General features: G+C 72.2%; 22 protein-coding genes. 10 read left to right on the top strand and 12 right to left on the bottom strand.

Annotation, left to right across the window (positions count from 1 at the left end; genetic code table 11):
* Positions 1 to 3: 3 nt before the first annotated feature.
* Together DB32_RS06490 and DB32_RS06485 are read right to left on the bottom strand one after the other, a co-directional pair.
* Entirely contained in the window at positions 4 to 1,143 is a 1,140-nt protein-coding gene (locus tag DB32_RS06490) for an acyl-CoA dehydrogenase family protein (protein WP_053231546.1), read from the bottom strand.
* A gap of 105 nt (positions 1,144 to 1,248) precedes the next feature.
* Entirely contained in the window at positions 1,249 to 2,388 is a 1,140-nt protein-coding gene (locus DB32_RS06485; protein ID WP_157068783.1) for a hypothetical protein, read from the bottom strand.
* Between the two features lie 153 nt (positions 2,389 to 2,541).
* Here DB32_RS06485 and DB32_RS06480 point away from each other — a divergent pair, with 153 nt between their 5' ends.
* The 3 genes from DB32_RS06480 to DB32_RS06470 all read left to right on the top strand — a co-directional run bounded on the left by DB32_RS06480 (position 2,542) and on the right by DB32_RS06470 (position 5,574).
* On the top strand, positions 2,542 to 3,699 hold the full coding sequence (locus DB32_RS06480) for a hypothetical protein (protein WP_157068782.1): 1,158 nt from the start codon (positions 2,542 to 2,544) through the stop codon (positions 3,697 to 3,699).
* 88 nt (positions 3,700 to 3,787) lie between these two features.
* On the top strand, positions 3,788 to 4,753 hold the full coding sequence (locus DB32_RS06475) for a phosphatase PAP2 family protein (protein WP_053231543.1): 966 nt from the start codon (positions 3,788 to 3,790) through the stop codon (positions 4,751 to 4,753).
* 35 nt (positions 4,754 to 4,788) lie between these two features.
* Positions 4,789 to 5,574: a DUF6585 family protein gene (locus DB32_RS06470; RefSeq protein ID WP_053231542.1), complete on the top strand. Its 786-nt coding sequence runs from the start codon at positions 4,789 to 4,791 to the stop codon at positions 5,572 to 5,574.
* Here the strand turns inward: DB32_RS06470 and DB32_RS06465 are convergent, their stop codons facing one another.
* Positions 5,575 to 7,146, bottom strand: coding sequence for a CehA/McbA family metallohydrolase (locus DB32_RS06465; RefSeq protein ID WP_053231541.1), 1,572 nt, complete (start codon positions 7,144 to 7,146; stop codon positions 5,575 to 5,577). It lies immediately after the preceding gene.
* A 68-nt stretch (positions 7,147 to 7,214) separates the two neighbouring features.
* On the opposite strand from DB32_RS06465, the gene DB32_RS06460 reads away from it, so the two are divergent.
* Positions 7,215 to 8,492, top strand: a complete 1,278-nt coding sequence (locus DB32_RS06460) for a hypothetical protein (RefSeq protein ID WP_053238707.1) — start codon at positions 7,215 to 7,217, stop codon at positions 8,490 to 8,492.
* A gap of 7 nt (positions 8,493 to 8,499) precedes the next feature.
* On the opposite strand, the gene DB32_RS47995 is transcribed toward DB32_RS06460, so the two are convergent.
* Complete coding sequence (locus DB32_RS47995) at positions 8,500 to 8,895, bottom strand: hypothetical protein (protein WP_169791360.1); 396 nt, start codon at positions 8,893 to 8,895, stop codon at positions 8,500 to 8,502.
* Positions 8,896 to 9,175: 280 nt separating this feature from the next.
* On the opposite strand from DB32_RS47995, the gene DB32_RS06450 reads away from it, so the two are divergent.
* Positions 9,176 to 10,837 (top strand): DEAD/DEAH box helicase, encoded by a 1,662-nt coding sequence (locus DB32_RS06450; protein ID WP_053231539.1) that lies wholly within the window; start codon positions 9,176 to 9,178, stop codon positions 10,835 to 10,837.
* Between the two features lie 66 nt (positions 10,838 to 10,903).
* Here DB32_RS06450 and DB32_RS06445 read toward each other — a convergent pair whose 3' ends face one another.
* On the bottom strand, positions 10,904 to 11,833 hold the full coding sequence (locus DB32_RS06445) for a LysR family transcriptional regulator (RefSeq protein ID WP_053231538.1): 930 nt from the start codon (positions 11,831 to 11,833) through the stop codon (positions 10,904 to 10,906).
* Between the two features lie 85 nt (positions 11,834 to 11,918).
* Between DB32_RS06445 and DB32_RS06440 the strand changes: the two genes are divergently transcribed.
* Both DB32_RS06440 and DB32_RS06435 read left to right on the top strand, forming a co-directional pair.
* Positions 11,919 to 12,353, top strand: a complete 435-nt coding sequence (locus tag DB32_RS06440) for an SRPBCC family protein (RefSeq protein ID WP_053231537.1) — start codon at positions 11,919 to 11,921, stop codon at positions 12,351 to 12,353.
* Between the two features lie 68 nt (positions 12,354 to 12,421).
* Positions 12,422 to 14,377, top strand: coding sequence for an ATP-binding protein (locus DB32_RS06435; protein WP_053231536.1), 1,956 nt, complete (start codon positions 12,422 to 12,424; stop codon positions 14,375 to 14,377).
* Between the two features lie 2 nt (positions 14,378 to 14,379).
* Here the strand turns inward: DB32_RS06435 and DB32_RS06430 are convergent, their stop codons facing one another.
* Together DB32_RS06430 and DB32_RS06425 are read right to left on the bottom strand one after the other, a co-directional pair.
* The gene (locus DB32_RS06430; RefSeq protein WP_053231535.1) at positions 14,380 to 15,336 is read right to left on the bottom strand and encodes a hypothetical protein; all 957 of its coding nucleotides are present in this window, start codon (positions 15,334 to 15,336) and stop codon (positions 14,380 to 14,382) included.
* A gap of 84 nt (positions 15,337 to 15,420) precedes the next feature.
* Positions 15,421 to 16,137: a TetR/AcrR family transcriptional regulator gene (locus DB32_RS06425; RefSeq protein ID WP_083457188.1), complete on the bottom strand. Its 717-nt coding sequence runs from the start codon at positions 16,135 to 16,137 to the stop codon at positions 15,421 to 15,423.
* Positions 16,138 to 16,187: 50 nt separating this feature from the next.
* Between DB32_RS06425 and DB32_RS06420 the strand changes: the two genes are divergently transcribed.
* The gene (locus DB32_RS06420; protein WP_157068779.1) at positions 16,188 to 17,552 is read left to right on the top strand and encodes an ABC1 kinase family protein; all 1,365 of its coding nucleotides are present in this window, start codon (positions 16,188 to 16,190) and stop codon (positions 17,550 to 17,552) included.
* A gap of 40 nt (positions 17,553 to 17,592) precedes the next feature.
* Entirely contained in the window at positions 17,593 to 17,982 is a 390-nt protein-coding gene (locus DB32_RS06415; RefSeq protein ID WP_053231532.1) for a hypothetical protein, read from the top strand.
* Here DB32_RS06415 and DB32_RS49025 read toward each other — a convergent pair whose 3' ends face one another.
* Positions 17,983 to 18,546, bottom strand: coding sequence for a hypothetical protein (locus DB32_RS49025; RefSeq protein WP_053231531.1), 564 nt, complete (start codon positions 18,544 to 18,546; stop codon positions 17,983 to 17,985).
* A gap of 47 nt (positions 18,547 to 18,593) precedes the next feature.
* Between DB32_RS49025 and DB32_RS06405 the strand changes: the two genes are divergently transcribed.
* Positions 18,594 to 18,986 (top strand): hypothetical protein, encoded by a 393-nt coding sequence (locus DB32_RS06405; protein WP_053231530.1) that lies wholly within the window; start codon positions 18,594 to 18,596, stop codon positions 18,984 to 18,986.
* Between the two features lie 7 nt (positions 18,987 to 18,993).
* Here DB32_RS06405 and DB32_RS06400 read toward each other — a convergent pair whose 3' ends face one another.
* The 4 genes from DB32_RS06400 to DB32_RS06385 form a co-directional block, all read right to left on the bottom strand.
* Positions 18,994 to 20,325: a sigma 54-interacting transcriptional regulator gene (locus DB32_RS06400; protein WP_053231529.1), complete on the bottom strand. Its 1,332-nt coding sequence runs from the start codon at positions 20,323 to 20,325 to the stop codon at positions 18,994 to 18,996.
* A gap of 213 nt (positions 20,326 to 20,538) precedes the next feature.
* On the bottom strand, positions 20,539 to 21,510 hold the full coding sequence (locus DB32_RS06395) for a carbon-nitrogen hydrolase family protein (RefSeq protein WP_169791359.1): 972 nt from the start codon (positions 21,508 to 21,510) through the stop codon (positions 20,539 to 20,541).
* A gap of 439 nt (positions 21,511 to 21,949) precedes the next feature.
* Positions 21,950 to 22,816, bottom strand: coding sequence for a sigma-70 family RNA polymerase sigma factor (locus DB32_RS06390; protein ID WP_053231527.1), 867 nt, complete (start codon positions 22,814 to 22,816; stop codon positions 21,950 to 21,952).
* On the bottom strand, positions 22,813 to 23,562 hold the full coding sequence (locus DB32_RS06385; protein ID WP_053231526.1) for an SDR family NAD(P)-dependent oxidoreductase: 750 nt from the start codon (positions 23,560 to 23,562) through the stop codon (positions 22,813 to 22,815). Before DB32_RS06385 ends, DB32_RS06390 begins: the two co-directional genes overlap by 4 nt.
* Positions 23,563 to 23,592 lie beyond the last annotated feature (30 nt).

Raw genomic sequence — 23,592 nt, 5'->3', positions numbered from 1 at the left:
TCGTCACCCCACTCCCAGCGATCGCGCGATCGCGCTGCGCTGGATCTCGTTGGTCCCCGAAGCGATGCGAAGCCCGATCGCATCGCGCAGATCGGCGTGGACGCCGAGCTCGGTCGCGTAGCCCGACGCGCCGTGGAGCTGGATCGCGTCGAGCGACGACTGCACGTACGACTCGCTCACGTGCAGCTTCACGAGCGCCGCCTCGAGCGTCGCGTCGGCGCCGGTCGCGATCGTGTGCGCGAACCGGTGGAGCAAGAGGCGCGCGGTCTCGAGCCGCAGCTTCATGTCCGCGATGCGGTGCGACACCGCCTGGAACGCGCCGATCGGCGAGCCGAACTGTCTGCGCTCGACGGCGTGCTCCACGCACGCGTCGAGCTGTCGCTTCATCGCGCCGACGAAGGGCGCGGCGAGCGCGCCGCGCTCGTAGGTGAGCGCGTGCTCGAAGATCTCCGCGCCGCGCCCCCAGCGCCCGAGCATCGCGCTCTTCGGCACCTCGCAGCCGTCGAGGACCACCTCGGCCATCGGGCTCTCTTCGAGGCCGAGCTTCGGCGTGAGCGCTTCGACGATCAGCCCGGGTGTGTCGCGCTCGACGAGGAACGCGGCGGTGCGAACGAACGTGCCTGCGGCCTCGCCGACGGCCGCGAGCACGATGAACACGTCGGCGATCGGCGCGTTGGTGATCCACGCCTTGCGCCCGTGGAGCACGACGCGATCGCCGCGCTCCTCGGCGCGGGTGCGCATCGAGAAGAGATCGGATCCCGCGCCCGGCTCGCTCAGCGCGATCGCACCGACGATCTCGCCGGTGCAGAGGCGGCGGAGGTACGCGTCCTTCTGCGCGTCGCTGCCGAACGCGAGGATCGGCATCTGCACCGCCCAGACCTGCGCGCCGAGCGAGAACGCGGTGCCGCCGTCGATGCCCGCTTCACCGAGCGCCTCGAGGGCCGCGACCGCGGCGACGACGCCCGCCCCGTTGCCCCCGCTCACCTCGGGGATGGGCATGCCGAGCACGCCGAGCGTGCCCAGCTCCCGCATCGTCGCGCGCAGGTCGCGCGCCTCGCGTCGATCGCGGCGGAACATCCGCCGCGCGACGTCCATCACGTGAGCCCGGACCGCGCGCGTCTCCTCGTCCCACTCGAAGTCCATCCGCCCGTCCTCTGCACGTCTTCGTGCGTCGTTCGGGCGGTCAGATACTCGCGCGCAGTGCCCACCGTAGTCCCGGGCCGAGCGGCTCCGATCGCACGCGCGCGATCAGAGACCCATCGGCCCGTGACCATCCATGTTCGTGAGGAACAGACGCTCGCGCGTCTCCTCCCAGGGCGAGAGCACTTCGACGAGCGGCGGCGCCGCGCAGAAGAAGCGGCCGCGCTCGTAGCGCAGGAACGCGTTCTCCTCGAACGCTCGGATCCACCGCGGGTCGCTCTGGTTCGCGATGACGAGCTCGACGCCTGCGCGCTCCAGCCACTCGTACGCGGCGTGGATCACCTCGCCCGCCGAGCTCACCGGAGCGAGCGCGTCGACGATCGTGCCGACGTGGAGATCGCCGAAGCGCGGATGCTTCTCCATCTGCCGCTTGCAGACGACCGCCCAGCCGAGATCCTTGCCGTCGCGGTCACGCACGCGCAGTCGGATCTGCTCCGACCACTCGTAGTGCGCGCCGGTGACCGGCACGAGCGTGTTCATCGCGCGCGCGTCGCGCACTGCGATCGCGGCGTAGTCGTTCTTCGCGCGCTCCCACAGCTCGTCGGCCCAGGGACCGAACTCGGGCACGACCTCGGCCTTGCCGGCGAAGCTCTTCATCGACGAGATGCGCAGCGCCGTCGTGAGCGCGCGACCGCCGATCGACGCGAGCCCCGTGAACGCCAGCGCGTCGAGCGCCATGCGCTTGCGAGGATCGGCGCGCAGCACGCCGTTCTTCCGCGCGAAGTGCCCGGGCCGCACGATGCGGAACATCAGCGGCGTCGCGTAGAGCATCCAGCCGAGCCCCTTGATCAGCTTGAAGAGCGCGGCGTCCTCGCCGCCGTGCCCCCAGCTGTAGAGGAGCGGTCGCTTGCTCACCATGTCGCGCAGCATGCGCAGACCGAGCGCACCGTAGCGGTTCGACACGGCGCCTTCCGAGAACGGCCCCTGCCAATCCGTCACGGTGTGCGTCGCGCCGCGCACCCACCACTCCTGCGGCTTGAGCGCGTAACCCCCGCGCACCTCTTTGCCGTCTTCGATCACGAGGTAGTACTCGCGCCAGACGGGTTGAGCGGCCTCGCGTTTGGGAAGCCACGGAGGCTCGGGCGCGACGTAGAACCCGTAGCGCGAGCCGCCCGCGCGCATCCGTGCATTGAAGGACTCGACTGCGTCTTTCCACGACTCGCCGTGGGGCACGATGGAGATGGGCATCTTCCCTCCTCGATCGACATGAGCCCCGCAACGCCTACGCCAGCCCCTGTGTCCGCTCGCGGATGGAACCGACGACGGCGACGCGGTGTCGAGGAACCCTGCAGGCGGCACGCCGAGGAACGTCGGGCGCGCGCGGAGCGGAGGAGATCGAGCATGGAGCGAGGGCGGCGGGTGCGTGCGATCGGGTGGCTCGCGCTGCTCGGCGTCGCGGGGTGTGGTGGCGCTGCCGGCAGCGCGCGTGAGCCCCCGACCGAGCCGGTGGGGCGCGCCGCTCCGAGCGCGCGAGTGACGACGGGCGATGACGAGCGCGAAGAGGCGCGCGCGGACGCGCCACCGATCGTGCCGGCGCACGGCCCGCTGTCGGAGGACGATCTCCACCGCGGCGTGATCGCGCGGCTCGGCGATGCGCCGTTCGCCGCGTGCACGGTCGAGCCGCTGCCGCCCGCGCTGCGCCGCCGCGTGCGCAGCGGCGACGATGTCGCGTCGCTCCGCGCGCACGTGTCGATGGACGTGCCCGACGACGCGATCACCACCGCGCGCGTCGAGGGTCGCGAGGGCGTGGTGTATCGATCGGCGGCGCTCGATCCGCGCTCGGAGGTGGGCGATCTCGGGTATCGCGTGCGCCTCCGCGACGCGACGACGGGCGCCGAGGAGGATCTCGCGCTCGGGCTCACCGCGCTGCGCCCGCTGGTGCTCGTGCACAACCCCATGGTGCCGCTCGTCGAGGGCGGCGCGGTGCAGATCGAGGCGGAGCTCCGCGCGATGGACGACGCGTCGATCGACTTCCGCCCACTCGACGCGACGAGCACCACACGCGATGGCCGCGAACGGCTCGTGCGATGTCGGCTCGAGGATCTCCGTCGCGATCAGGACCGCGACGGGCTCACCGACGTCGCGGAGCAGCGGCTCCTCACCGACGCGTGGGATCCCGACACCGACGGCGACGGCACGCGTGACGGCGACGACGTCTCGCCGCTCGGCAGCGCCGCGCCCGCGAGCGACGCGGACGCGGTGTGGCTCGCGGCAGCGCGCGAGATCGCGCGCGACGAGGACGGGCTGCACGTCGTGGTGCGCTCGGGCGCACGGCTCGATCTCGGCGCGCGCGAGGAAGGTGGCGCGCGCGTGCTCGTGCTGCGCGAGGACGAGCTCGCGGCCTACCAGCGCCGCTACGGGCTGCGCGCGCCGGTGGTGATCGCGGTGCGGATGCGAGGGCGCGATCGCGCGGAGGTGACGGTCGATCGCGTGTGGTCGCAGTCGGTGCTCGACGCGCGCCGAGACGCATCGGGCGTGTGGTCGCTCGTCGCGCGCTGACGCGCGTGTCGCGACGTGCCCCGCCTCATCGCGCCGCAGCGCCGTCTCGCGACTCGCGGCATGGGCTCGCGGTCTCACGTGATCCGACGTGGCCCGAGCGATCGTCATCGCGACGCTGTTGGTGGTCGTGCCCGCGATCTCCGCGCGCGCGCAGGCACCAGGGGTCGACGCCGCGGTCGACGCGGCGAGCGAAGACGCGCCGCGACCGCGCGCGACCCCTGAGCGATGGGAGTACGGACGCTCGCACTGGCAGCCGCAGTGGGAGCGCTTCGGCTGGTGGAACGTCGCGCTGACGCTCGGGGCCGAGGCCGCGGCGCTCACGATCTACTTCGTCGCGACGGACCCGGTGGTGCGCTGGACCCAGCCGCTGCCGCTCGATCGCGCGGCGCAGCGCGCGTTCGCGCTCGACACGGTCGACGACCAGCAGATGATCAACACGGTCAGCCACGTGATCCTCGAGACGATGATCATCTGGCCGTTCCTGATGGACTCGCTCCTGCTCGCGGGCGCGGTGCACGGCGACACCGACACGATGCTGCAGATGCTGCTCATCAGCGCGGAGACGACCGCGGTCGCGCAGCTCGTGACGTGGGCGACGAATCGCCTCACGGGGCGCGTACGGCCGCGCCACATGGACTGCGCACCGAACGGGACGTGCTCGGACACGGGCATGGGCCCGGTCGCGAGCTTCGCGAGCGGGCACGCGCTGATGACGTACGCGTCGGCGGGCCTGACGTGCGTGCACCACATCATGAACCCGTGGATCCTCGGCTCGTCCGAGGGTGCCGCGGCGATGTGCGCGTCGAGCCTCACGCTCGCGACGAGCGTCGGGTTCTTGCGGCTGATGTCCGATCTGCACTGGGCGTCCGATGTCGTGATCAGCTCCGTGATCGGATCGCTGATCGGGTGGGGCATGCCGCTCGCGCTGCACTACGCGCGGCCTCGCCCGCAGGCGTCGGGCCGTCGCGCCGACGGCGCGCAATCGTTCACGATGATCGTGCGCCCCGGCGCGGGCGACGAGATCACGGGGCTCACGCTGAGCGGGATCTTCTGATCGCGTCGCGCGGCGCGACGTGGGATACGCACCGCGTGGGGCACGACTCATCGCCGTACCGCCGCGCCGCGCCGCCGGAAGCGCGCGAAGAGGTCGATCTCGGTGCGCGCCTCGGCGAGCACCGCGCGAGGCGCGACGTGGGCTCGCTCGTGGTCGCGATCGCGCTGCCGGTGATCGCGGGTCTCGCCGCGCTGCGGTTGCGCGTCCCGCTCCGCACGATGCCGATCGCGATCCTCGTCGGGTGCGTGCTCGGGCTCGGCTTCTTCGCGATCGTGCAGCTCGCTCGGCGCAGGCCGCACGTCGCGGTCCACGAGCGCGGCATCGTGATCACGCTGCGCCGGGTCGCGCACGCGATCGCGTGGGAGGACGTCGATCGTCTGGTGATCGGCCCCGAGTCGCGCGCGCTCCCGTTGGGAGCGGCGATCATCGGGCAGCCGAACGCGCGCTTCACGACGCACGACGGCCGCTCGTTCGAGCTCCGCACGGACGAGGTCCAGGATCTCGACGGGCTCGCGAGCCTGCTCGAGCTCCGCTGCTCCGATCCGCTCGTACCCGATGCGCGTGAAGCGCTCGAAGCCGGCGAGACGCTCGACTTCGGCGCGCTGCGGATGCGCGACGATCACGTCGAGGTCGACCTCGCGCGCGCGCCGTGGAGCGAGATCGACGAGGCCGTGACGCACCTCGATCGCGTCGAGCTGATGCGCGGCGGGCGCGTGTGGCGGAGCGTCCGCTTCGAGCACCTCGTGCACCGCCGCGTCGCGCTCGCGATGCTCGCGCGGCGCACCCGCGTGCGCGACGGCGTGCGCATGCTGTTCTCCTGATCACGCGCGACGTCGCGCGATCACGATCGCGAGCGCGAGCATCGCCCACGCGCCCGCGTTGCTCGGCGCGTTCATCGCGCGGCACGAGCACCCCCCGCCACCCGGCTCGCCGACCGCGCCCGCGTCGGGCACGACGCCCGCGTCGGGACCGCCGGGCGTGCTCGGCCGCACGAACACGTGGCTCGTGATGACGCGAGGCCGTCCGCCGATCAGCAGCTCGGCGCGCACGAAGTTCTCGCTCGCGCCCGCGATCATCGTGGTCTCGTGCTCGAACGGATCGCCGACGACCTCGATCTCCTCACCCGGCACACCGCTGCGCACGAGGCGCACGCTCGCGCCGAGCGCCGCGCCGGTGACGCGCACCCGGAACGTCACGGTGTCGGCGACGATCGTGTCGCTCTCCGATCCGAGCTCGGGCGACGAGAGCTCGATCATCGGATCGTCGGGCCCGCCGAGCTTCACCACGGTGCGCCCGCGACGGACGCCGTCGAGGATCGCGCCGACGCTCAGCTCCTCGGCCCACACCATCGTCGTCGGGCTGCCGATCGGACTGTCGAACGTCCCGGTGCCCATGCCCGCGCGGTGATCGTCGCTGCCGCCGAGCGCGACCACGTGGTGCCCCGCCGCGACGAGCTCCTCCCATCGCATGATCGTCCGCGGCAGGAACAAGCTCGTGACGCTCAGTGCGCCGGTCTGGATCTCGATCGCGTCGATCGCCGCGCCGTCGAGCGTCGCGCTCCACGCGCACCCGATGCACGCTTCGCCGAGGCTGAGCGAGGGATGGTTGATCGAGAAGAGCGCGCCGTCGTCGCGCACCGCGCCCGCGATCTCCGCCATCGTGATCCCCTCGTAGCCGAGCCGGTGATCGATCCACGTCGTGCCGCCGAGCGACATCGCGTGGCCCTGGTACGTCGTGACCTCGATGCCCGGCACCAGCAGCAGCGCGGGGTGCGCCGCCTGCGTCGACGCATAGAGCTCGAGCTGCGACGTGGTGTTGTGCTCACTGAGCATCACGAAGTCGAGATCGATGCTCTCGGCATACATCGCGATCTCGTCGAGCGTGCCCGACGCATCTCCGCTCTCGCGCGAGTGCACGTGGAAGTCGCCGGCGTACCAGCGCGCTCCGGTCTCGAGCGCGTCGACCGGCGCGTACGGCGCGCGCTCGGGCTGCGGCGCGAGCGTCGCGGTGTCGCGCAGCACGATCTCGACGCGATAACGCGCCGGCGTCTCGTCGACGCGCGCCTTGCCGACGTAGACGTTCCACGTGCCCGGCGTGATCGGCCCGGGGAGATAGCTGCGCGAGGCTGCCTCGATGCCGACGATCGCGGGCTCGCCGTTCCCACCGCCGTAGCCGCGGAACCCGCTGGGATCGAAGAGGCCCCAGTCCAAGATGTTCACGTCGGACAGGTCGTCGTGGCGCACCTCGATCTCGACCACGCCCTCGGGCACCTCGAAGGGGATCACGAAGTAGTCGCCCTCGCTCGGCACCTCGCCCTCGAGGACCTCTTGGGCGCGCGCGCGCGGCGCGAACAGCAGGAACGACAGACCGAGCACGATCGCGGTGCGTGACATCGAACGGGAGGATCTCATCTCGCGGTCGCGCGACCAAACGAACGTGCGGCTACGTGGTCGTCACGACCATGTCGCTGCCCCCCGGATACGACGACATGTTGCGCTTCGGGCTGATCGACGCGCTGCTCGGGCGTCGATCCCGACGCTTCTTCCGGGGCGCCGAGATCCCCGACGGCGTGTTCGCGTTCCGCTCGCGCCACGCCCCGATGCCGCTCTCCGAGCTCGAGACGATGCTCGTCGTCGCCGCGTGCGGCGCCAACACCGGCTGGCACCACCTGATCCGCCGCGCGAAGACGTACGCGCCGCACCTCTCGAGCTATGCGGGCGCCGCGGGCGGTCGCACCTTCCCCTCGGCTGCGGGCTTCCACACGAGCAAGACGTTCTTCACCGATGACACCGGCACATATGTGCTCGAAGCACGCGATTCCTCCGCGTTCGCCGAGCGCGACGAGCACGGCGCGCTCGACCTCGACGCGATCCGCCGCGCGATGGGCTCGCGCATCCGACGGCTGAGCGATCGCCGCCTGTTCCTCCCGCCCGAGCCGCCCTTCGTGGAGGCGCACAACACCTGGGTCGCGAACGCGCCCGGCTCGCTCCTCGTGATCCCCGTGGGCGACCTCTCGCAGCACGTGCTGCTCGGCATCGCGTACCTCGCGCAGAACCGCCAGGTGATCTTCGACGACGTGCACGGTCGCGCGATCCCCGGCATCGAGCGCTTCGCGCGCGTCGTCGATCCCGACGCGACGTGGCCGATCTCGTTCTTCGAGCAGTGGTGCCTCGCCGAGCTCTCGGTCGAGCTCGGCACGAGCTGCTACGCGGGCGCGCTGATGCTGCAGGCGATGGGCCTCGGCGGCTGGATGTACGACGGGATCGATCCCTTCAGCGTGCTCGGCGCGAGCGGTCGACCCGACGTGCCGGGCCTCGGGTTCCGCTTCGATCGCGATCCGCGCTGGCCCACGCCGAACCCCACGGGGCTGCCCGGCGTGATGGAGGGCTCGTGCCCGCCGCACCACCGCACGATGCGCGACGCGGTCGAGGCGATGTGCACGCGCAAGTTCGGACCGGGCGGGCCGTTCCATCCCGACACGCCGGGACCGTGGAAGGACTCGCGCCGCGTGCGCAGCGCCGCGATGCCCTACGGCGAGGCGTTCCGCGAGTGCGTCGCGCTGCAAGCGCAGTACGTGCTCGACACGTTCGGCCGCTTCCCCGGCACCGTGCCCTCGATGATCTCGGTGATGGTGCTCCAGGCGCATCACCTCGACCTCGAGTACTACGACCACTTCTACGAGAAGGGCGCGTACCTCGAGACCCACGCCCGCCACGACGAGCGCTGGCATCCCCGGTGAGCAGCGCTCAGCGATCGAGCCGCGCCCACGACTCGATCGCGCCGCCGATCACGCCGATCACGAGCGCGCCGAACCCGATCGCGGCCGAGCCGCCGTCGGTGAGCACGAGCAGCAGCACCGCGCCGCCGACCGCGAGCGAGCACACGATCGTGAACGCGAGCGACCACCCGAGCCGTGCGCCGCCTTCCGCCGCGGCGAGGCGCGTCGCGCACAGCGCGCTCCCCAGCCACGTCACGCTCGCCAGCAACCCGCCGCCCGCGACGCCGAGCGCGCGCGCCGGCCCGTCGAGCACCAACGCGCCGATCGCCAGCACGACCGCGACGCCGACGACCCATCGCGAGACGATCGCGATCGCGCCCGTCGTCATCGCATCGCTGGCCCCACTTCGTGCGGTCGCGCTCATGACGACAGTATGCAGCGCATCGCGTGCCATCCGCAGTGGGCGTGGCGACGCGCCTCGGATCGCGAGAAATCGTGAGAACGCGCGCGTTGGTCCTCGCGCACCTCACACGATCTGCTACACCCGGCCGCTCCATTTCCCACGAGGGGCGGAAGTTTCGAAATGCCCCTCCCCGCCGGAAAAAGTCCGGCGCGGCGATCACCCCGAGCACTTCGCGTCACTGGACGACGCTTCACGCGCGGGGCCCCAGCCCCGCTCACGTGAGAGCGGAACGACGAGTGTGATGACGAACGAAGCCGGGCTCCCGGACGTTCTCGAGCCGGCCCTTCGGGCCGCGCTCGAGCGCAAGGGCTACACCAATCTCACCCCCGTACAGCTCGCCGTGCTCCAGCCGAGCGCCGCGGGACGCGACCTCCGCATCAGCTCGCAGACGGGCTCGGGCAAGACGGTCGCGATCGGTCTCGTGCTGCGCGAGCTCGTGCTCGCGGGCCCGGACGCGCCCTCGCCGCGCGCGCTGGTGATCGCGCCGACGCGCGAGCTCGCGCGCCAGGTCGAGCGCGAGCTCACCTGGCTCTACGCGCAGGTCGGTGCGCGCGTGGTCTCGGTCACCGGTGGCTCGAGCTACCGCGACGAGCACCGCGCGCTCTCGTCGCGCCCCGACGTCGTCGTGGGCACGCCGGGCCGCCTGCTCGATCACGCGGAGCGCGGTGCGCTCGATCTCTCCTCGCTCGGCGCGGTGGTGCTCGACGAGGCGGATCGCATGCTCGACCTCGGCTTCCGCGAGGCGCTCGAGGCGATCCTCGCGCGCACGCCGGCGACGCGCCGCACGCACCTCGTGAGCGCGACCTTCGCCGACGAGGTCGGTGGTCTCGCCGATCGCGTGCAGAAGGACGCGCTGCGCGTCGAGGGCACGCGCCTCGGCGCGGCGAACGCCGACATCGATCACGTCGTGCACCTCGTCTCGCAGGACGAGCGCTTCGACGCGGTGGTCAACCTGCTCCTCGCGCAGCCCGACGCGCGCACGCTCGTGTTCGCGCGCACCCGCGCCGACGTCGCGTGCATCGCCGAGGATCTCGCGGAGGCGGGCTTCGCGGTCGCGCCGCTCTCGGGCGAGATGGATCAGCGCGAGCGCAACCGCGCGCTCGCCGCGTTCCGCCGCGGCAGCGTTCGCGTGCTCGTGGCGACGGACGTCGCGGCGCGCGGGCTCGACGTGCAGGAGGTCACCCTCGTGGTGCACGTCGAAGCGCCGACCGATCCCGACGACTACACGCATCGCAGCGGACGCACCGGTCGCGCCGGCCGCAAGGGCACGAGCGCGCTGCTCGTGACGCCGCGCGAGCTGCCGCGCGCCCGCTCGGTGCTGCACCGCGCGTCGGTGCGCGCGCGGTTCGAGCCGCTCCCGACCGCGATCGCGATCCGCGCGCAGCAGGACGAGCGCCTCGTCGCGCAGCTCACCGCGGCGGACGACGACATCGCGATCGATCCCCGCGCGACCGAGCTGGCGCGCCGTCTCGTCGCGGAGGGCGACGTCGAGCGCGCGATCGCGCGCCTCGTCGCGGAGAGCGCGATCCTGCGCGGCCCCGCGCCGCGCGACGTGCGCCCGATCGCGCCGCCGACCGCGGGCAACCGTGATCGCATGGGCGGTGATCGCCCGCGCCGCGAGCCGCGTCCTCAGCGTGATCTCGACCGCAACTGGGCGCGCTTCCACGTGACGTGGGGCGCGCGCCACGGCGCCGATCCGCGCCGCGTGCTCGCGATGGTGTGCCGTCGTGGTCGCATCGCGAGCGACGAGGTCGGCGGCATCCGCGTCGGTCCGTTCTCGTCCGAGGTGCAGGTCGCCGGCGAGGTCGCGGAGCGCTTCGCCGAGGCGGTGCGCCGCCCCGATCCGCGCGATCCGCGCGTGCAGATCCGTCCCGACGACGGCCAGCGCCAGCTCTCGCGCTAGCCGACGATCACGAGGCGCGTCGCGAGCAGCACCGCGACGCGCCCGTCCGATCGGACCTCGGTGCGCTCATCGCGCGCGCTTCGTCCGCACCGACCACGCCGCGCCGCCGCCGAGCCGCTCGACCGCGAGGTCGACGAACGAGCGCACGCGCGCGCTGAGATACCGCGCCGACGCGAACACGATCCACACGCCGCCCGCGTCGATCGCGAACTCGTCGAGCACGCTGCGCAGCTTTCCCGCGCGCAGATCCTCGGCGCACGCGTATTCGGGCACGATCGCGATGCCGAGGCCCGCGAGCGCCGCCGCGCGCGACATCTCGAAGCCGTTGGTGCGCAGGCGACCGTCCACCGTGATCGTCGTGGGTCCCTTCGCGCCTCGGAACGGCCAGCGCACGACCGGGCCCTCCGACGTGAGCACCACGCACTCGTGCTGCGCCAGCTGCTCCGGCGTCTTCGGCACGCCGCGACGCGCGAGGTACGCCGGGCTCGCGCAGTAGCGAACGCGCGCAGCGCCGAGGCGCGTCGCGGAGAGCGCAGTGCTCCCGTCCGGGACGTGGCCGACGCGGAAGGCGACGTCGAACCCCTCTTCGATCAGCTCGACGCGACGTCGCGTGAGCACGACGTCGACGCGCACCTCGGGCCACGCGCGCACGTGCTCGATCACCAAGGGCCCGACGAACGTCTCGCCGAAGTGCGGATCCGCGGTGATGCGCAGCAGGCCGCGCGGGGTCTCGCAGGTCTCGCGCACCGCCGCGTTCGCTTCCTCGGCGAGCCGCGCGATCTCGCTGCAGCGCGCCGCGTACGCAGCGCCCGCGTCGGTGAGGTGCAGCCTGCGCGTGGTGCGCACCAGGAGCTGCGTGCCGAGCACGTCCTCGAGCTCGGCGACGCGCCGGCTGAGCGTCTGCTTGGGCACGCCGAGCGCGCGCGCCGCGCCGGTGAAGCTGCGTGCTTCGGCGACCTTCGCGAAGAGCCGCATGTCTTCCATCCGCACGTTCATTCCGAGCGATTATCTCACGAGGGGGACGATTCGTCGCGATCTTCGATGATTGTCCGCACGCGCGCGGCCGCCTACAACGATCGCGATGAGCACCGACGTGACGAGCGAGATCGTGATCCGTCGCCCTCGCGCCGAGGTCGCGGCGTTCATGTTCGACCCGCGCCACGACGTGCAGTGGACGACCGGCGTGGTGGAGAGCCGCCCGCGCGACGCCGGCCCGCTGCGCCGCGGATCGCGCGTCGAGCGCATCTCGAAGTTCCTCGGCCGGCGCTTCGGCTACGAGTACGAGGTGGTCGACACGGACGAGCGATCGTTCGTGGAGATGAAGGTCGAGCAGCCGTTCCCGATGCACATCCGCTACGAGCTGGACGACGTGCCGGAGGGAACGCGCGCGCGCATCCGCGCGCGAGGCGATGCCGGAGGGTTCTTCCGCATCGCGAGCCCGCTGCTGAACGCGATGGTGAGGCGCAACATCACGCGCGACCTCGAGCTGCTCCGCGATTGCCTCGAGCGCGCCTGAGCGCACGCGCGGTGCTTCCACGGAGATGCGCGCGGCGCTACGTTCTGGCTCTGGGAGGGAGAGCCGGGATGACGTTGCGCACGGTGCGCGTACCCACGCCGCACGAGGCGCTGTTCGCGCAGGCCGAGGAGGTCGTCTCGCGCTACTTCGCCGCGCGGCGCGACGACCCCGAGCACGGCACGATCGAGATCTCCGGCGAGCGCTACGTGCTGGTGCGCGCGGCCTCACTCTCGGTCGAGTTCTTCGAGATGGTGCGCGGCCTGTACGGCCCGGGTCGCGAGAGCGAGGCCGACGAGTTCGCGCGCAACATCCTCTTCGATCTCGCGCACGCGGTCGGTCGCGCCGACGCGCGCACGTTCCACGAGAAGATGGGCCTCACCGACTCCGTCGCGAAGCTCTCGGCGGGCCCGGTGCACTTCGCGCACGCGGGCTGGGCGTTCGTCGACATCTCGGAGCAGTCGCAGCCCACGCCCGACGACGACTACTTCCTGCTCTACGATCATCCGTACTCGTTCGAAGCCGACGCGTGGACGCGCTCGGGACGGCAGGCGTCGTTCCCCGTCTGCATCATGAACAGCGGGTACTCGTCGGGTTGGTGCGAGCAGAGCTTCGGGCTCACGCTCGTCGCGACCGAGGTGCTCTGTCGCGGGCGCGGCGACGACGTGTGTCGGTTCGTCATGGCGCCGCCGCACCGCATCGAGGAGCACGTGACGCGCTACCTCGATGCGCGGCCCGATCTCGCCACGCGCGTGGCGGGCTACGCGATCCCCGACTTCTTCGCGCGCAAGCGGGTCGAGGAGGATCTCCGGCGTCGCTTCGCCCAGGAGCTTCGCGAGCGCGAGGCCGCGGAAGAGAGGCTGCGCCAAGCGCAGAAGCTCGAGGCGGTCGGCCGTCTCGCGGGCGGCATCGCGCACGACTTCAACAACCTGATGGCGGTCGTGATGGCGCGCGCCGAGAACCTCGCGCGCCGTCTCGAGCGCGACGATCCGCATCGCGCCGAGCTCGATCAGATCGTGCTCGCGGCCGAGAAGGCGTCGCAGCTCACGCGCCAGCTCCTCGCCTTCTCGCGCTCGCAGGTGCTGCGCCCCGAGACGCTCGATCTGCGCGCCGTGGTGAACGACACGATGGCGCTCCTCGCGCCGCTGCTCGGCGCCGACGTGACGGTCGAGCACGTGCGCGAAGGCGGCGACGCACCGGCGTGGGTCAGCGTCGATCGCAGCCAGATCGAGCAGGTGCTCGCGAACCTCGCGGTCAACGCGCGCGATGCGATGCCCGGCGGCGGCACGCTCACGCTCGCGGTGCGGCCGGTCGAGATCACGCGCGCGAGCGCGTCGGCGGAGCAGCCCGAAGGACAGTGGATCGAGCTCTCGGTGCGCGACACCGGCCAGGGCATGGACGACGCGGCGCGGGCGCGCGCGTTCGAGCCGTTCTTCACGACGAAGCCCGACGGCGAGGGCTCGGGCCTCGGGCTCGCGACGGTCTACGGCATCGTCGCCCAGTCGGGCGGCGCGGTCCGCGTCGAGAGCGAGCTCGGGCGCGGCGCGCGCTTCGTGGTGCTGCTCCCGCGCGCGAAGCCGCCGCACGGTGCGTCGCTCGACGGCGCGCAGACGGGGGTCGTCGCGGCGCGACGCGCGCCGCTGCGCGTGCTGCTCGTCGACGACGATCTGCTGCTGCGCGAGGCGCTCGCTGCGCTGCTGCGCGAGAGCGGCGCCGAGGTCGTCGTCGCGCCCGGCGCGATGGAAGCGATCGCGCTCGCCGAGACGCCGGGCACGCGCTTCGACGCGCTGATCACCGACTTCGTGATGCCGCGCATGAACGGCCGCGCGCTGACCGAGCGGGTGCGCGCGACCCACCCCGGTCTGCCGGTGCTCGTCGTCTCGGGCCATCTGCCCGATCCCACGGCGCTCGACGGCCTCGAGCGCTCGCGCTTGTTGCTCAAGCCGTTCCGCGGCGAAGAGCTGCTCGACGCGATCCGCGCGATCACCACGCCCGCGCCCGCGTCATCGGCGACGCGCATGCGCTGACGTCAGGGCGCGCGAACGCGCAGCTCGACGGTCCCGCATCCGAACCCGTCGTACTCGAACGCGTCGGCGACGACGTAGTACGTGCCGGGCGAGAGACGCTGCGCGATGCGCGACTGCCGCACCTGCACGCCGCTCGCGCATCCACCGATCGTCGGATCGCTCTCGGTGCACGGCACGTCGTCGTCGCACGCGACCTGGGTGTCTCCGTCGTCGCAGGTGCGGCGGAGATAGACGACCGTGTCGACGCCGCGCGTGCCGTCGACGTCGCGCAGGTCGATCACGTAGAAGCGGTCCTCGGTGATCGTGAGCGCGAACGTGCGATCCCCGGCGTCGGCGCGCGACGTGCCGCAGTCGCCGCTCGCCGCGTGGGTGTCGTCGTCGTCCTCGGAGCAGAGCGAGAAGCGCTCGGTGTCGCCGACCGCGATGGTGGGCAGGCCCTCGCACGCGCCGCCTTCGAGCAGGCACGTCGCCGAGGTCGCGTCGCAGAAGAGCGCGCACGGGGTCGTGGTCTGCGCGCTGCCGCGCGCGTCGCACTCGAGCACGCTACGGCGATCGGGCGAGCACGCGCGCGAGCCGGGCTCGCACACGCGCTCGACGCACGTGCCCTCGTCACAGTAGGCGTCGCGCGCGGTGCAGTCGTCGCGCAGCTCCACACCGTCCTCGCACGTCACCGCGACCTCGCCCTCGCAGCGCGCCGCGCCGGGCGGGCACCCGAGCGGCGCGTCGATGCGCGGCCCCGAGTCGCTCCCCGGCCCTGCATCGCTGCCCGGGATCGTCCCCGAGTCGACGCCCGTCGGCCCCGCATCGGGACCCTGCTGCATCGGGCCCGAGTCGACGAGCATCACGACGCGTCCGCCGTCGACTGGATCGAGGCGCGACGTGTCGGGAGCGACGACGGCGCTGCATCCGGTGGCCGGAACTGCCAGCGCGCACACGAATGCGGCACGGAGTCGAAGCATGCGCGGAGGCTATCGCCGGCTCGGAGCGCGCCACAACCGAGCGACCTCACAGCGCCGCGCGCTGTGCACGTATACGAAAATCGTCTACGCGCCGCGCCGCCTGCGGCGCTCGCCGTCGGGCGGCTCGAGCATGCGCATCAGCTCCGCCTCGACGGCGCGCGCGTCGTACGGCGCGCCGAGCTGCGTCGCGATCTGCGCGCCCATCACCAGCGCGAGCAACATGTCGGCGATCGGCTCGGCGCGCAGATCCTCGCGCACGACGCCCGCCGCTTGCGACGTGCGAAGCACCTCGGCGAGGCGCTCGCGCGCGCTGACCATCACGCCGAGGTACTTCACCGTCAGCTCCCACGAGCGCGCGCACGCCTCGAGCACCTGCGACGCGCGCATGCGCTGCGAGACCGGGAAGCGTCCTTCCTCGACCGCCTTCACGAACGCCGCGACGATGCTGCGCAGATCGCCCGCGCCCTCGGCGACGATCGCGTCGAGGAAGTCCTTCATCGCCTTCTCGACGACCGCACCGACGAGCTCGTCGCGCGACGCGAAGTGCACGTAGAACGCGCCGCGCGTGTAGCCCGCCCGCTCGCAGATCGCGTCGAGGCTCGGCGCGTCGAGCCCTTGCTCGTGGAACAACGCGGCCGCCGCGGCGATCAGCGTCTCGCGCGTTCGCTCGGGGACGCGGCGGCGCGGCTCCTCGCGCGTCTTGCTCTTCACCGAGGGCTTCTTCTTCGCGCGCTTCGACCCCATCGTCGCGCTCGTCTTCTTGACATACGACGCCGTATGTTCCAAGCAGACCATCAACATACGGCATCGTATGTTGCGTCTCCCGAGGAGGCCGTGTGAGCATCCTTGCCGTGTCGTCCGCCGTGCCCGACCGTGATCCGAACGACGTCGCGAGCCTCGCGCCGGACACGCTCTCCGCGCTCCCGCGTCCGTCCGCGCTGCAGGTGCTCGCGCGCTTCTTCGTCGTCAGCGGGATCCTCGTGTGGTTCTCGCTGCGCCGCGTCGTGGGCGCGATCACGCGCAGCCTCGACGGGCCCACCGCGATGCGCCTCGCGTTCGAGCGGCTCGGTCCGATCTACGTGAAGCTCGGGCAGCTCGTCGCGTCGGGCGAGGCGCTCTTCCCGGAGCGCTACTCCGAGGCGTTCCGCACGTTGCTCGATCGCGTGCCGCCCTTCCCGTTCGACGAGGTCGAGCGCATCGTGCGCGAGGATCTCGGCAAGGGGACGAGCGAGCTCTTCGCGGAGCTCGACCCGAAGCCGCTCGCGGCGGCGAGCATCGCGCAGGTGCACGCGGCGAAGCTCGCGGACGGTCGCGAGATCGTGGTGAAGGTGCAGCGCCCGGGCATCGGCGCGCTCGCCGCCGCGGACGTCGCGATCATGCGCTTCTTCGCGTGGATCGCGACCAAGCTCTCGCGCCTCGCGCGCAACTCGAACGTCATCGCGTTCGTCGACGACTTCGCGATCAACCTCGCGCAGGAGCTCGACTTCCGCCGCGAGGCGCAGCGCATGCGCGACTTCAACCAGGTCATGCGCGAGATGGGCAACGAGATCACCGCCGCGCCGGTGGTGCTCGACGAGCTCACGCACGCGCGCGTGCTGACGATGGAGCGCTTCCGCGGCTGGCGCATCGACGACGTCCAGGCGGTGCGCGCGACCGGCTACGACGCGGAAGAGCGGCTCCTCCAGGGGATCCGCGCGTGGTTCCAGACGTTGATCCTGCGCGGCTTCTTCCACGGCGACGTGCACGCCGGGAACTTCATGCTGCTCGAGGACGGGCGCATCGGGTTCCTCGACTTCGGCATCGTGGGCTCGTTCGGTCCGCAGTTCCGACAGGGCGTGCTCGAGTACGTGCTCGGGTTCCAGTCGCGCGACTGGAACCGCGTCGCGGAGGCGATGCTCGCGATGGAGACGGTGCCTCCCGGCGTGACCGTCGATCGCGAGGCGCTGGTGATGGATCTCGAGGTGACGTTCGCGCCGATGATCGACCCCGAGGAGGGCTTCAAGCTGCGCGACCTGGTGCCGGGGCTGGTGCGCTCGAGCCGCCGTCACGGGCTGCGCCTGCCGCGCGATCTCGTGCTGGTGACGAAGCAGCTCGTCTATCTCGATCGGTACTCGCGCGCGTACGGCGGCGCGAAGATGAACGTGCTGACGGATCAGCGGCTCACGAACCTGATCATGCAGGACATGTTCGCGGCGATGTTCGCGCGCGGGAGCTGAGCATCGTGCCGGACGATGCGGTCGGCGCCACGATCAACGGGTGCACGACGACGATGCGCTCGCCCTGGTGATCGATCTGCGCGACGAGGCGATGCGCGACGTCGCGCGCGAGGTGGATGCGGCGATGGGCGGCGCGTTCGTGCCTCGTGTGCTGCCCGACGCGCCGAGCGAGCCGATCGCGCGTGTCGTGCTGCTCGTCGACGACGTCGCGCCGATCGTGCTGCCGATCGACGCGACCGACGACGCGCGCTGGCTCGATGCGCTGGCGCGGCTGGTGCGCTTCGCCGTGCTGCGCGGTGAGACGGTGCGCGACGTCGCGTCGCGGTACGGCGAGGCGTACGAGCGCGCGATGGTGCTGCCGCGCTGGGCGTGCGGCGAGCTCGACGCGAGCGCGCGGGTGTCCGAGCGTGTGCGTCGCGCGCTCGGGTGATCAGCGCTTCTTCTTCGTCGCGGTCTTCTTCTTCGTCGCGGTCTTCTTCTTCGTCGCGGTCTTCTTCGTCGCGGTCTTCTTCGTCGCGGTCTTCTTCGTCGCGGTCTTCTTCGTCGCGGTCTTCTTCTTCTTCGCCGGTGCCTTGTTCGTCGCCGCCTTCTTCGCGGTCGGATCACGGCGCATCGTGCCGCGCGCGGCGCGCTGCTCGCGCAGCGCGGGGTCGTACTTCCAGCGCAGCGCCGACCACGTCTCGTCCACGCTGACCTGCGAGACCGGCGCCCATCCCGCAGCGGCGAACGGGCCCCACCCGCGATCACGATCGATGTCGGTGCGCGTCGCCGCGCTCTTCTTGGGGTACGCCATCCACAGCACCGCGCCGGGCGCGAGCGCGCGCACCGCCGCCTCCCATCGATCCGCGAGCTCCGCCTGCGAGCCCACGAAGCACAGCACGACGTCCGCGGGGCCCGTCCCGTCGCTCTCGATCCCCATCGCGCTCGGCGCGTGGAGCGCCCGGAACGAACGACCGGGCTTCACCTGCAGCTTCTTCGCGAGCGCTTCGTCCATGCGGCGGACTATCGCCGATCGCGCAGGGAACGCACAGAATCGGCCCCATGCAGCCGTTCGTCGAAGGTGGGTTCCCGGTCTGGATCGTCCTCGCGGTCGTGCTCGTCTCGCACCCACTCGCGATCGCCGCCGTGATCACGTCGTTCGTGAACCGATCGCGCGGCGTCGTGCTCGGCCTCTCGAGCGCCGTGCTGCTCTTCGCGCTCACCACCGTCGGCGTGGGCGTCGCGGGCTACTTCTGGAGCGTGTCGGAGATCGAGTACGCGCTCGAGCATGCGGGCGGGCTCGACCCCGCGATGCTCGACGCGATGCGCGAGCAGGGCCGCAGCGAGGCGAGCTGGAGCTGGATCTGCGGCGGCATCGGCGCTGCGCTGCCGCTCGTCCTCTCGCTCGTCGGGCTCGGGCGCGGCGTGACGATGAGCTCGACGCCGCGCCGATGACCCGACGTCAGTCGCGCTCGTCGTCGTCGCCGGCGCGCTCGCGCAGGCCGTACTGATCGAGGTAGCGCCGCACCTGACGGCGCGAGCGTCCGAGGCGGCGCGCCAGCTCCGACACGTTGCCGCCGGTCTCGCGCACCAGCTCCTCGACGTGCTCGCGCGTGATCTCGATCGGCTCGCGCACGCTCGGCGGATCCGAGATGGCGCGCGCACGCGCGGGCGGCGCGCTCGGCGGACGCGCGAAGCGCTCCTCGACCAGCGCGCGATCGAGCACCTCGCGGCCCTTGCCACGGAGGCGCAGCTCGGCCGCGATCTTCAGGAGCTCGCGCACGTTGAACGGCAGCTCGTGGGTGAGCAGCGCATCGACGAGATCGGGCGCGAGCGGCGGCGCGTCCGGGCCGAGGCCGCGCGCGAGGATCGGCAGCACGTCCTCGCGTCGCTCGCGCAGCGGCGGCGTGCGCAGCGTCAGATCCGACAGACGCGCGTAGAGGTCCCCGCGGAACGCGCCGCGCTCGACCGCGCTGCGGAGCTCCACGTGCGTCGCCGCGACCACGCGCACGTCGATCGGCACCGCGCGCTCGCCGCCGACCGGGGTGACCACGCGCTCCTCGAGCACGCGGAGCAGGCGCGCCTGCACGGTCGGCGGCGTCTCCGCGATCTCGTCGAGGAAGATCGTCCCGCGCTCCGCGCGGCGCAGCACTCCGTCGTGCGCGCCCTTCGCGCCGGTGAACGCGCCCGCGACGTGCCCGAAGAGCGTCGAGTCCGCGAGCGACTCCGGGATCGCCGCGCAGTTCACCGCGACGAGCGGCCCTTCGCGCCCGCTGCGCGCGTGGATCGCGCGCGCGACGAGCTCCTTGCCGGTGCCGCTCTCGCCGATCACCAGCACCGACGCGTCGGCCTTCGCGACGAGCGCGATGGCCTCGCGCAGCTTCGCCATCGCGGGGGCACGCCCGACGAGATCGGGCACCTCCGCGTCGCCCAGCGACGCCGGCACCTCGCGCACCACGAAGAACGTGTCGCCCGCGCGCAGGACCGAGCCGTCGGCCAGCACGGCGTCGGTCACGCGCACGCCGTCGACGAACGTCCCGTTCGAGCTCGAGTCGACGATCGTCGGCGCCTTCGCGCCGATGATCGCGATCGTCGCGTGGGTGCGCGACATGCGCGGATCCGCGATCACCAGCGCCCCGTCTCGCTGCGGCGCGCGGCCGATCGCGAGCGGGACGCGCCCGATCGCGATCTCCGGCGGGAGCCCTCGATCCGGGGAGTGAACGGTGCGCAGCACCCAGCTCGCGACCGAGCTCGTGCGCCGTGGCTCCTCTCGCTGCGTCTCGTCGAACAACATGGAGATCCCGGACGAACGTCCGTCGTTCGTTCCCCCCGCCCCTCGGGGGTGGCCGAATGTAGCGTATCGAGTCAATCCCGCGCCGCTCCTCGGAGCTCCGACGAGCTCCGAGGGCGCGAGAGATGCTCGCTGCGTGCCGACGTGAAAAAAGTGCAGCGGCTCTCGCCGAGCGCCGCGGGCGGCGCACGGAGCGCGCCGCGCATCGAGCGACGCTCAGCGCGCCGGGGGCCGCACGTACGCGCGCTGGCGCGTCGGGGTCGTGTGATAGAGCGGGCGGTAGAGATAGCCGGTCACCACGTCGACCCACTGGAACGTCGCGCGGAACGCGTTGCTCCCGTGGTTGACCCAGGGCTCCTCCGGCGCGGCCGCGGCGGGCGTGCGGTTCACACCGCGTGCACCACGCTGCACGTCCGCGATCACCACCTGCTCGCGATGATCGCCGGGGTCCTCGGCGATCGTCCCGCCGCACACCACGCGCGATCGACCGGCGAGCTTGGTCACGACCTTCGGGCCGAAGCGCGTCGCCATCACCTCGCTCGTGCCGCACGCGTTCGCGAGCACGACCGGCGCGCCGACCGCGCGCTCGATGCGCTCCGGCATCGCGCGGGTCGCCTCGACGTGCATCGCGCGGTACTCGCGCCAGAGCGGGTAGTTCGTCGCGTCGCGGTAGTCGGGCCACGCGGCGCCGATGGCGACGAGGTCGACGCCTTCGCGCGCGTAGATCGACCACGGCGTGCGGCGGATCATGTCGGCGCAGATGCCGACGCCGAGGCGGCCGAGGTCGGTCTCGATCACGTGCGCGCTCTCGCCGGCGCGCCAGTACGCGCACTCGGCGGACGCGGGGTGGAGCTTGCGATAGCGGCCGAGGAAGCCGTCGGGGCCGACCACGGCCATCGTGTTGTAGACGTGCGCGCCCTCGCGCTCGCTGAGGCCGGCGACGAGGATCATGTCGCGGGCGCGCGCGAGCTCGTGGAGGGCGTGCACCGAAGGACCGTCGGGCACCGGCTCGGCGACCTCGAAGTTCCACTCGCCGAGCTCGTAGCCGGTGAGCGCGAGCTCGGGCATCACCGCGAGCTTCGCGCCGCCGCGCTGCGCTTCCGCGAGGAGCGCGTCGATCCAAGAGATCCTCTGTTCGAGGGGTGCGCGATCGCCGCGCACCTGCACCGCAGCCACTCGTACCGTCACGGCGCGCGAGGGTATCAAGATTTACACGGAGCGCGAGGGGAAACTCTCGACGGCGCGAAAACCGGGCGGAAGCTCAACCACGGACGGCCGTAGCGGACCACGGAGGAGGAAGAATCTTCCCTCTCGGTCCTACGCGGCCCTCCGTGGGCCCTCCGTGGTTGGGCTCGGCCGTCCTCGTCTGGCGAGGGGTCGACGACGCTCCCTTTTTGACGATTTCGTCTGGCGGAGGGCGACGACACCCCCCTTTTTGACCATTTCGTCTGGCGGAGGGCGACGACACCCCCCTTTTTGACCATTTCGTCTGGCGGAGGGCGACGACACCCCCCTTTTTGACCATTTCGTCTGGCGGCGGCCGTCGACACCCCCCTTTTTGACCATTTCGTCTGGCGGCGGGCGACGACACCCCCCTTTTTGACCATTTCGTCTGGCCGGCGACCGCTCAGCCGTCGCTCGGCGTGAAGCGCGCCCCCTCGTCGGCGATGTTGGGCACGTAGTAGTAGTCGCGGATCTGCGCGATGCGGTCGCCGTCCCACTCGACGCGCACGAAGTACGCGGGGCGGTCGCCGCCGTCGCGGAACATCGCGATCGCCGGGACGCCGTCGACCGATCCCGCGACCGCGCGCAGGCGCTCGCGAGGCGCGATCTCCGCGTAGCGCGACCAGTACTCGGCGACCCGCGCGCCGCGGCGCTGGGCGCGCGAGACCAGGTCGAGGCGCGACTCCTCGGTGACGAGCGCCCGCAGCGCGTCCCAGTCGCGCGCGTCGAAGAGCCGGGCGTAGTGGCGCAGGCGCGCGTCGATCTCGGGCGGTCGCGGCGCGTCCGCGTCGCGCGGGACGCGGGCCCGCGCGCGCTGCAGCGCCGAGCTCACCGCGGGCACCGTCGTGCCCATCGCGCCGGCGGTCTCCTCGAGCGTCAGGCCGAGCACGTCCTTCAGCACGATCGCGCTGCGCTGGGCCGGCGGCAGCTCGGCGAACACGCCGAGCGCCGCCTCGACGAGCGTCGGATCGACCTCTCGCTCCTCGGGGCCGGTCACGTCGGGGACCTCGGCGACCAGGTCGACGTGCTTGCGCTCGTAGCGCCTCAGGAAGTCCATGGCGGTGTTGTGCGCGATGCGGAAGAGCCAGGGCTCGAGCGGGGGCGGCTCGTCGAGCGTCGCGAGCGCGTAGAACGCCTTGGCGAGCGTGTCCTGCACGACGTCCTCGCCGTCGAAGACCGAGCCCGTCATGCGGGCGCAGTAGCGATGCAGCTTCGGCCGCAGGTGCGCGACGAGCGCGTGGAAGCGATCGAGATCGGGCGAGGTGCTCATGCGATCGGCTCGATGCCTCGCGCCGTGACGCCGAGCGCGATGGTCTCCGGCACGGCGGCTCCGCGCAACGCGTCGACCACGGCGGCCGCGACGCCGTCGGGATCGAGCGGCACCTCGAAGCGCCGCATGTACTCGGCCGCGCTGATCCCCGCCCACGCGCCGTGGCCGGCGGCGGCGACCGCGGCGATCTCGGTCCCGACCACGAGCTGCTTCGGGAGCACCGCGCGGAAGCGCAGGCCGAGCGCGCGCCTGTCCGCTTGCTCCTGCGCGTAGCCGGCGAGCCACCAAGACGTCCGCTTCGCGCCCGCGTAGCCGCCCGCGAGGTGCGCGCCGTGGAGCGCGGCACCGCTCGAGACGATCACCATCGCGCTCCCCGGCGCGAGCGGGAGCGAGAGCGCGCCGCGCACGAAGTGGAACGCCGACTTGGTGTCGGTCTCCCAGGCCGCGGCGAAGCTCTCCCAGGTCTGCTCGGGGAGCGTGGCCATGCGCGGCGTGATGCCCGCGGCGAGCACCACGAGCTCGGGCCGCACGTCGCGCAGCAGTCGCTCGACGGTCGCGGCGTCCGCCGCGTCGCCCTGCACCGTCTCGATGCTCGGCGCCTCGGCGCGCAGCGCCGCGAGCCGCGCGGCGTCTCGCGCCACCCCGACCACCCGCGCCCCGGCCGCGGCCAAGCGCAGCGCGGTGGCCCGGCCGATACCGGAGCTCGCTCCGGTGACGATCGCCCTCTTCCCTCTCGGTTCCGTCATGCACGCCTCCGGAGAGAAGACGATCGAGGC

The sequence above is a fragment of the Sandaracinus amylolyticus genome (assembly GCF_000737325.1).
In the GTDB taxonomy this organism is placed as follows: domain Bacteria; phylum Myxococcota_A; class Polyangia; order Polyangiales; family Sandaracinaceae; genus Sandaracinus; species Sandaracinus amylolyticus.
Note: the sequence above shows the minus strand (reverse complement) of the source record. Positions and strands in the feature narration are given on the sequence as shown.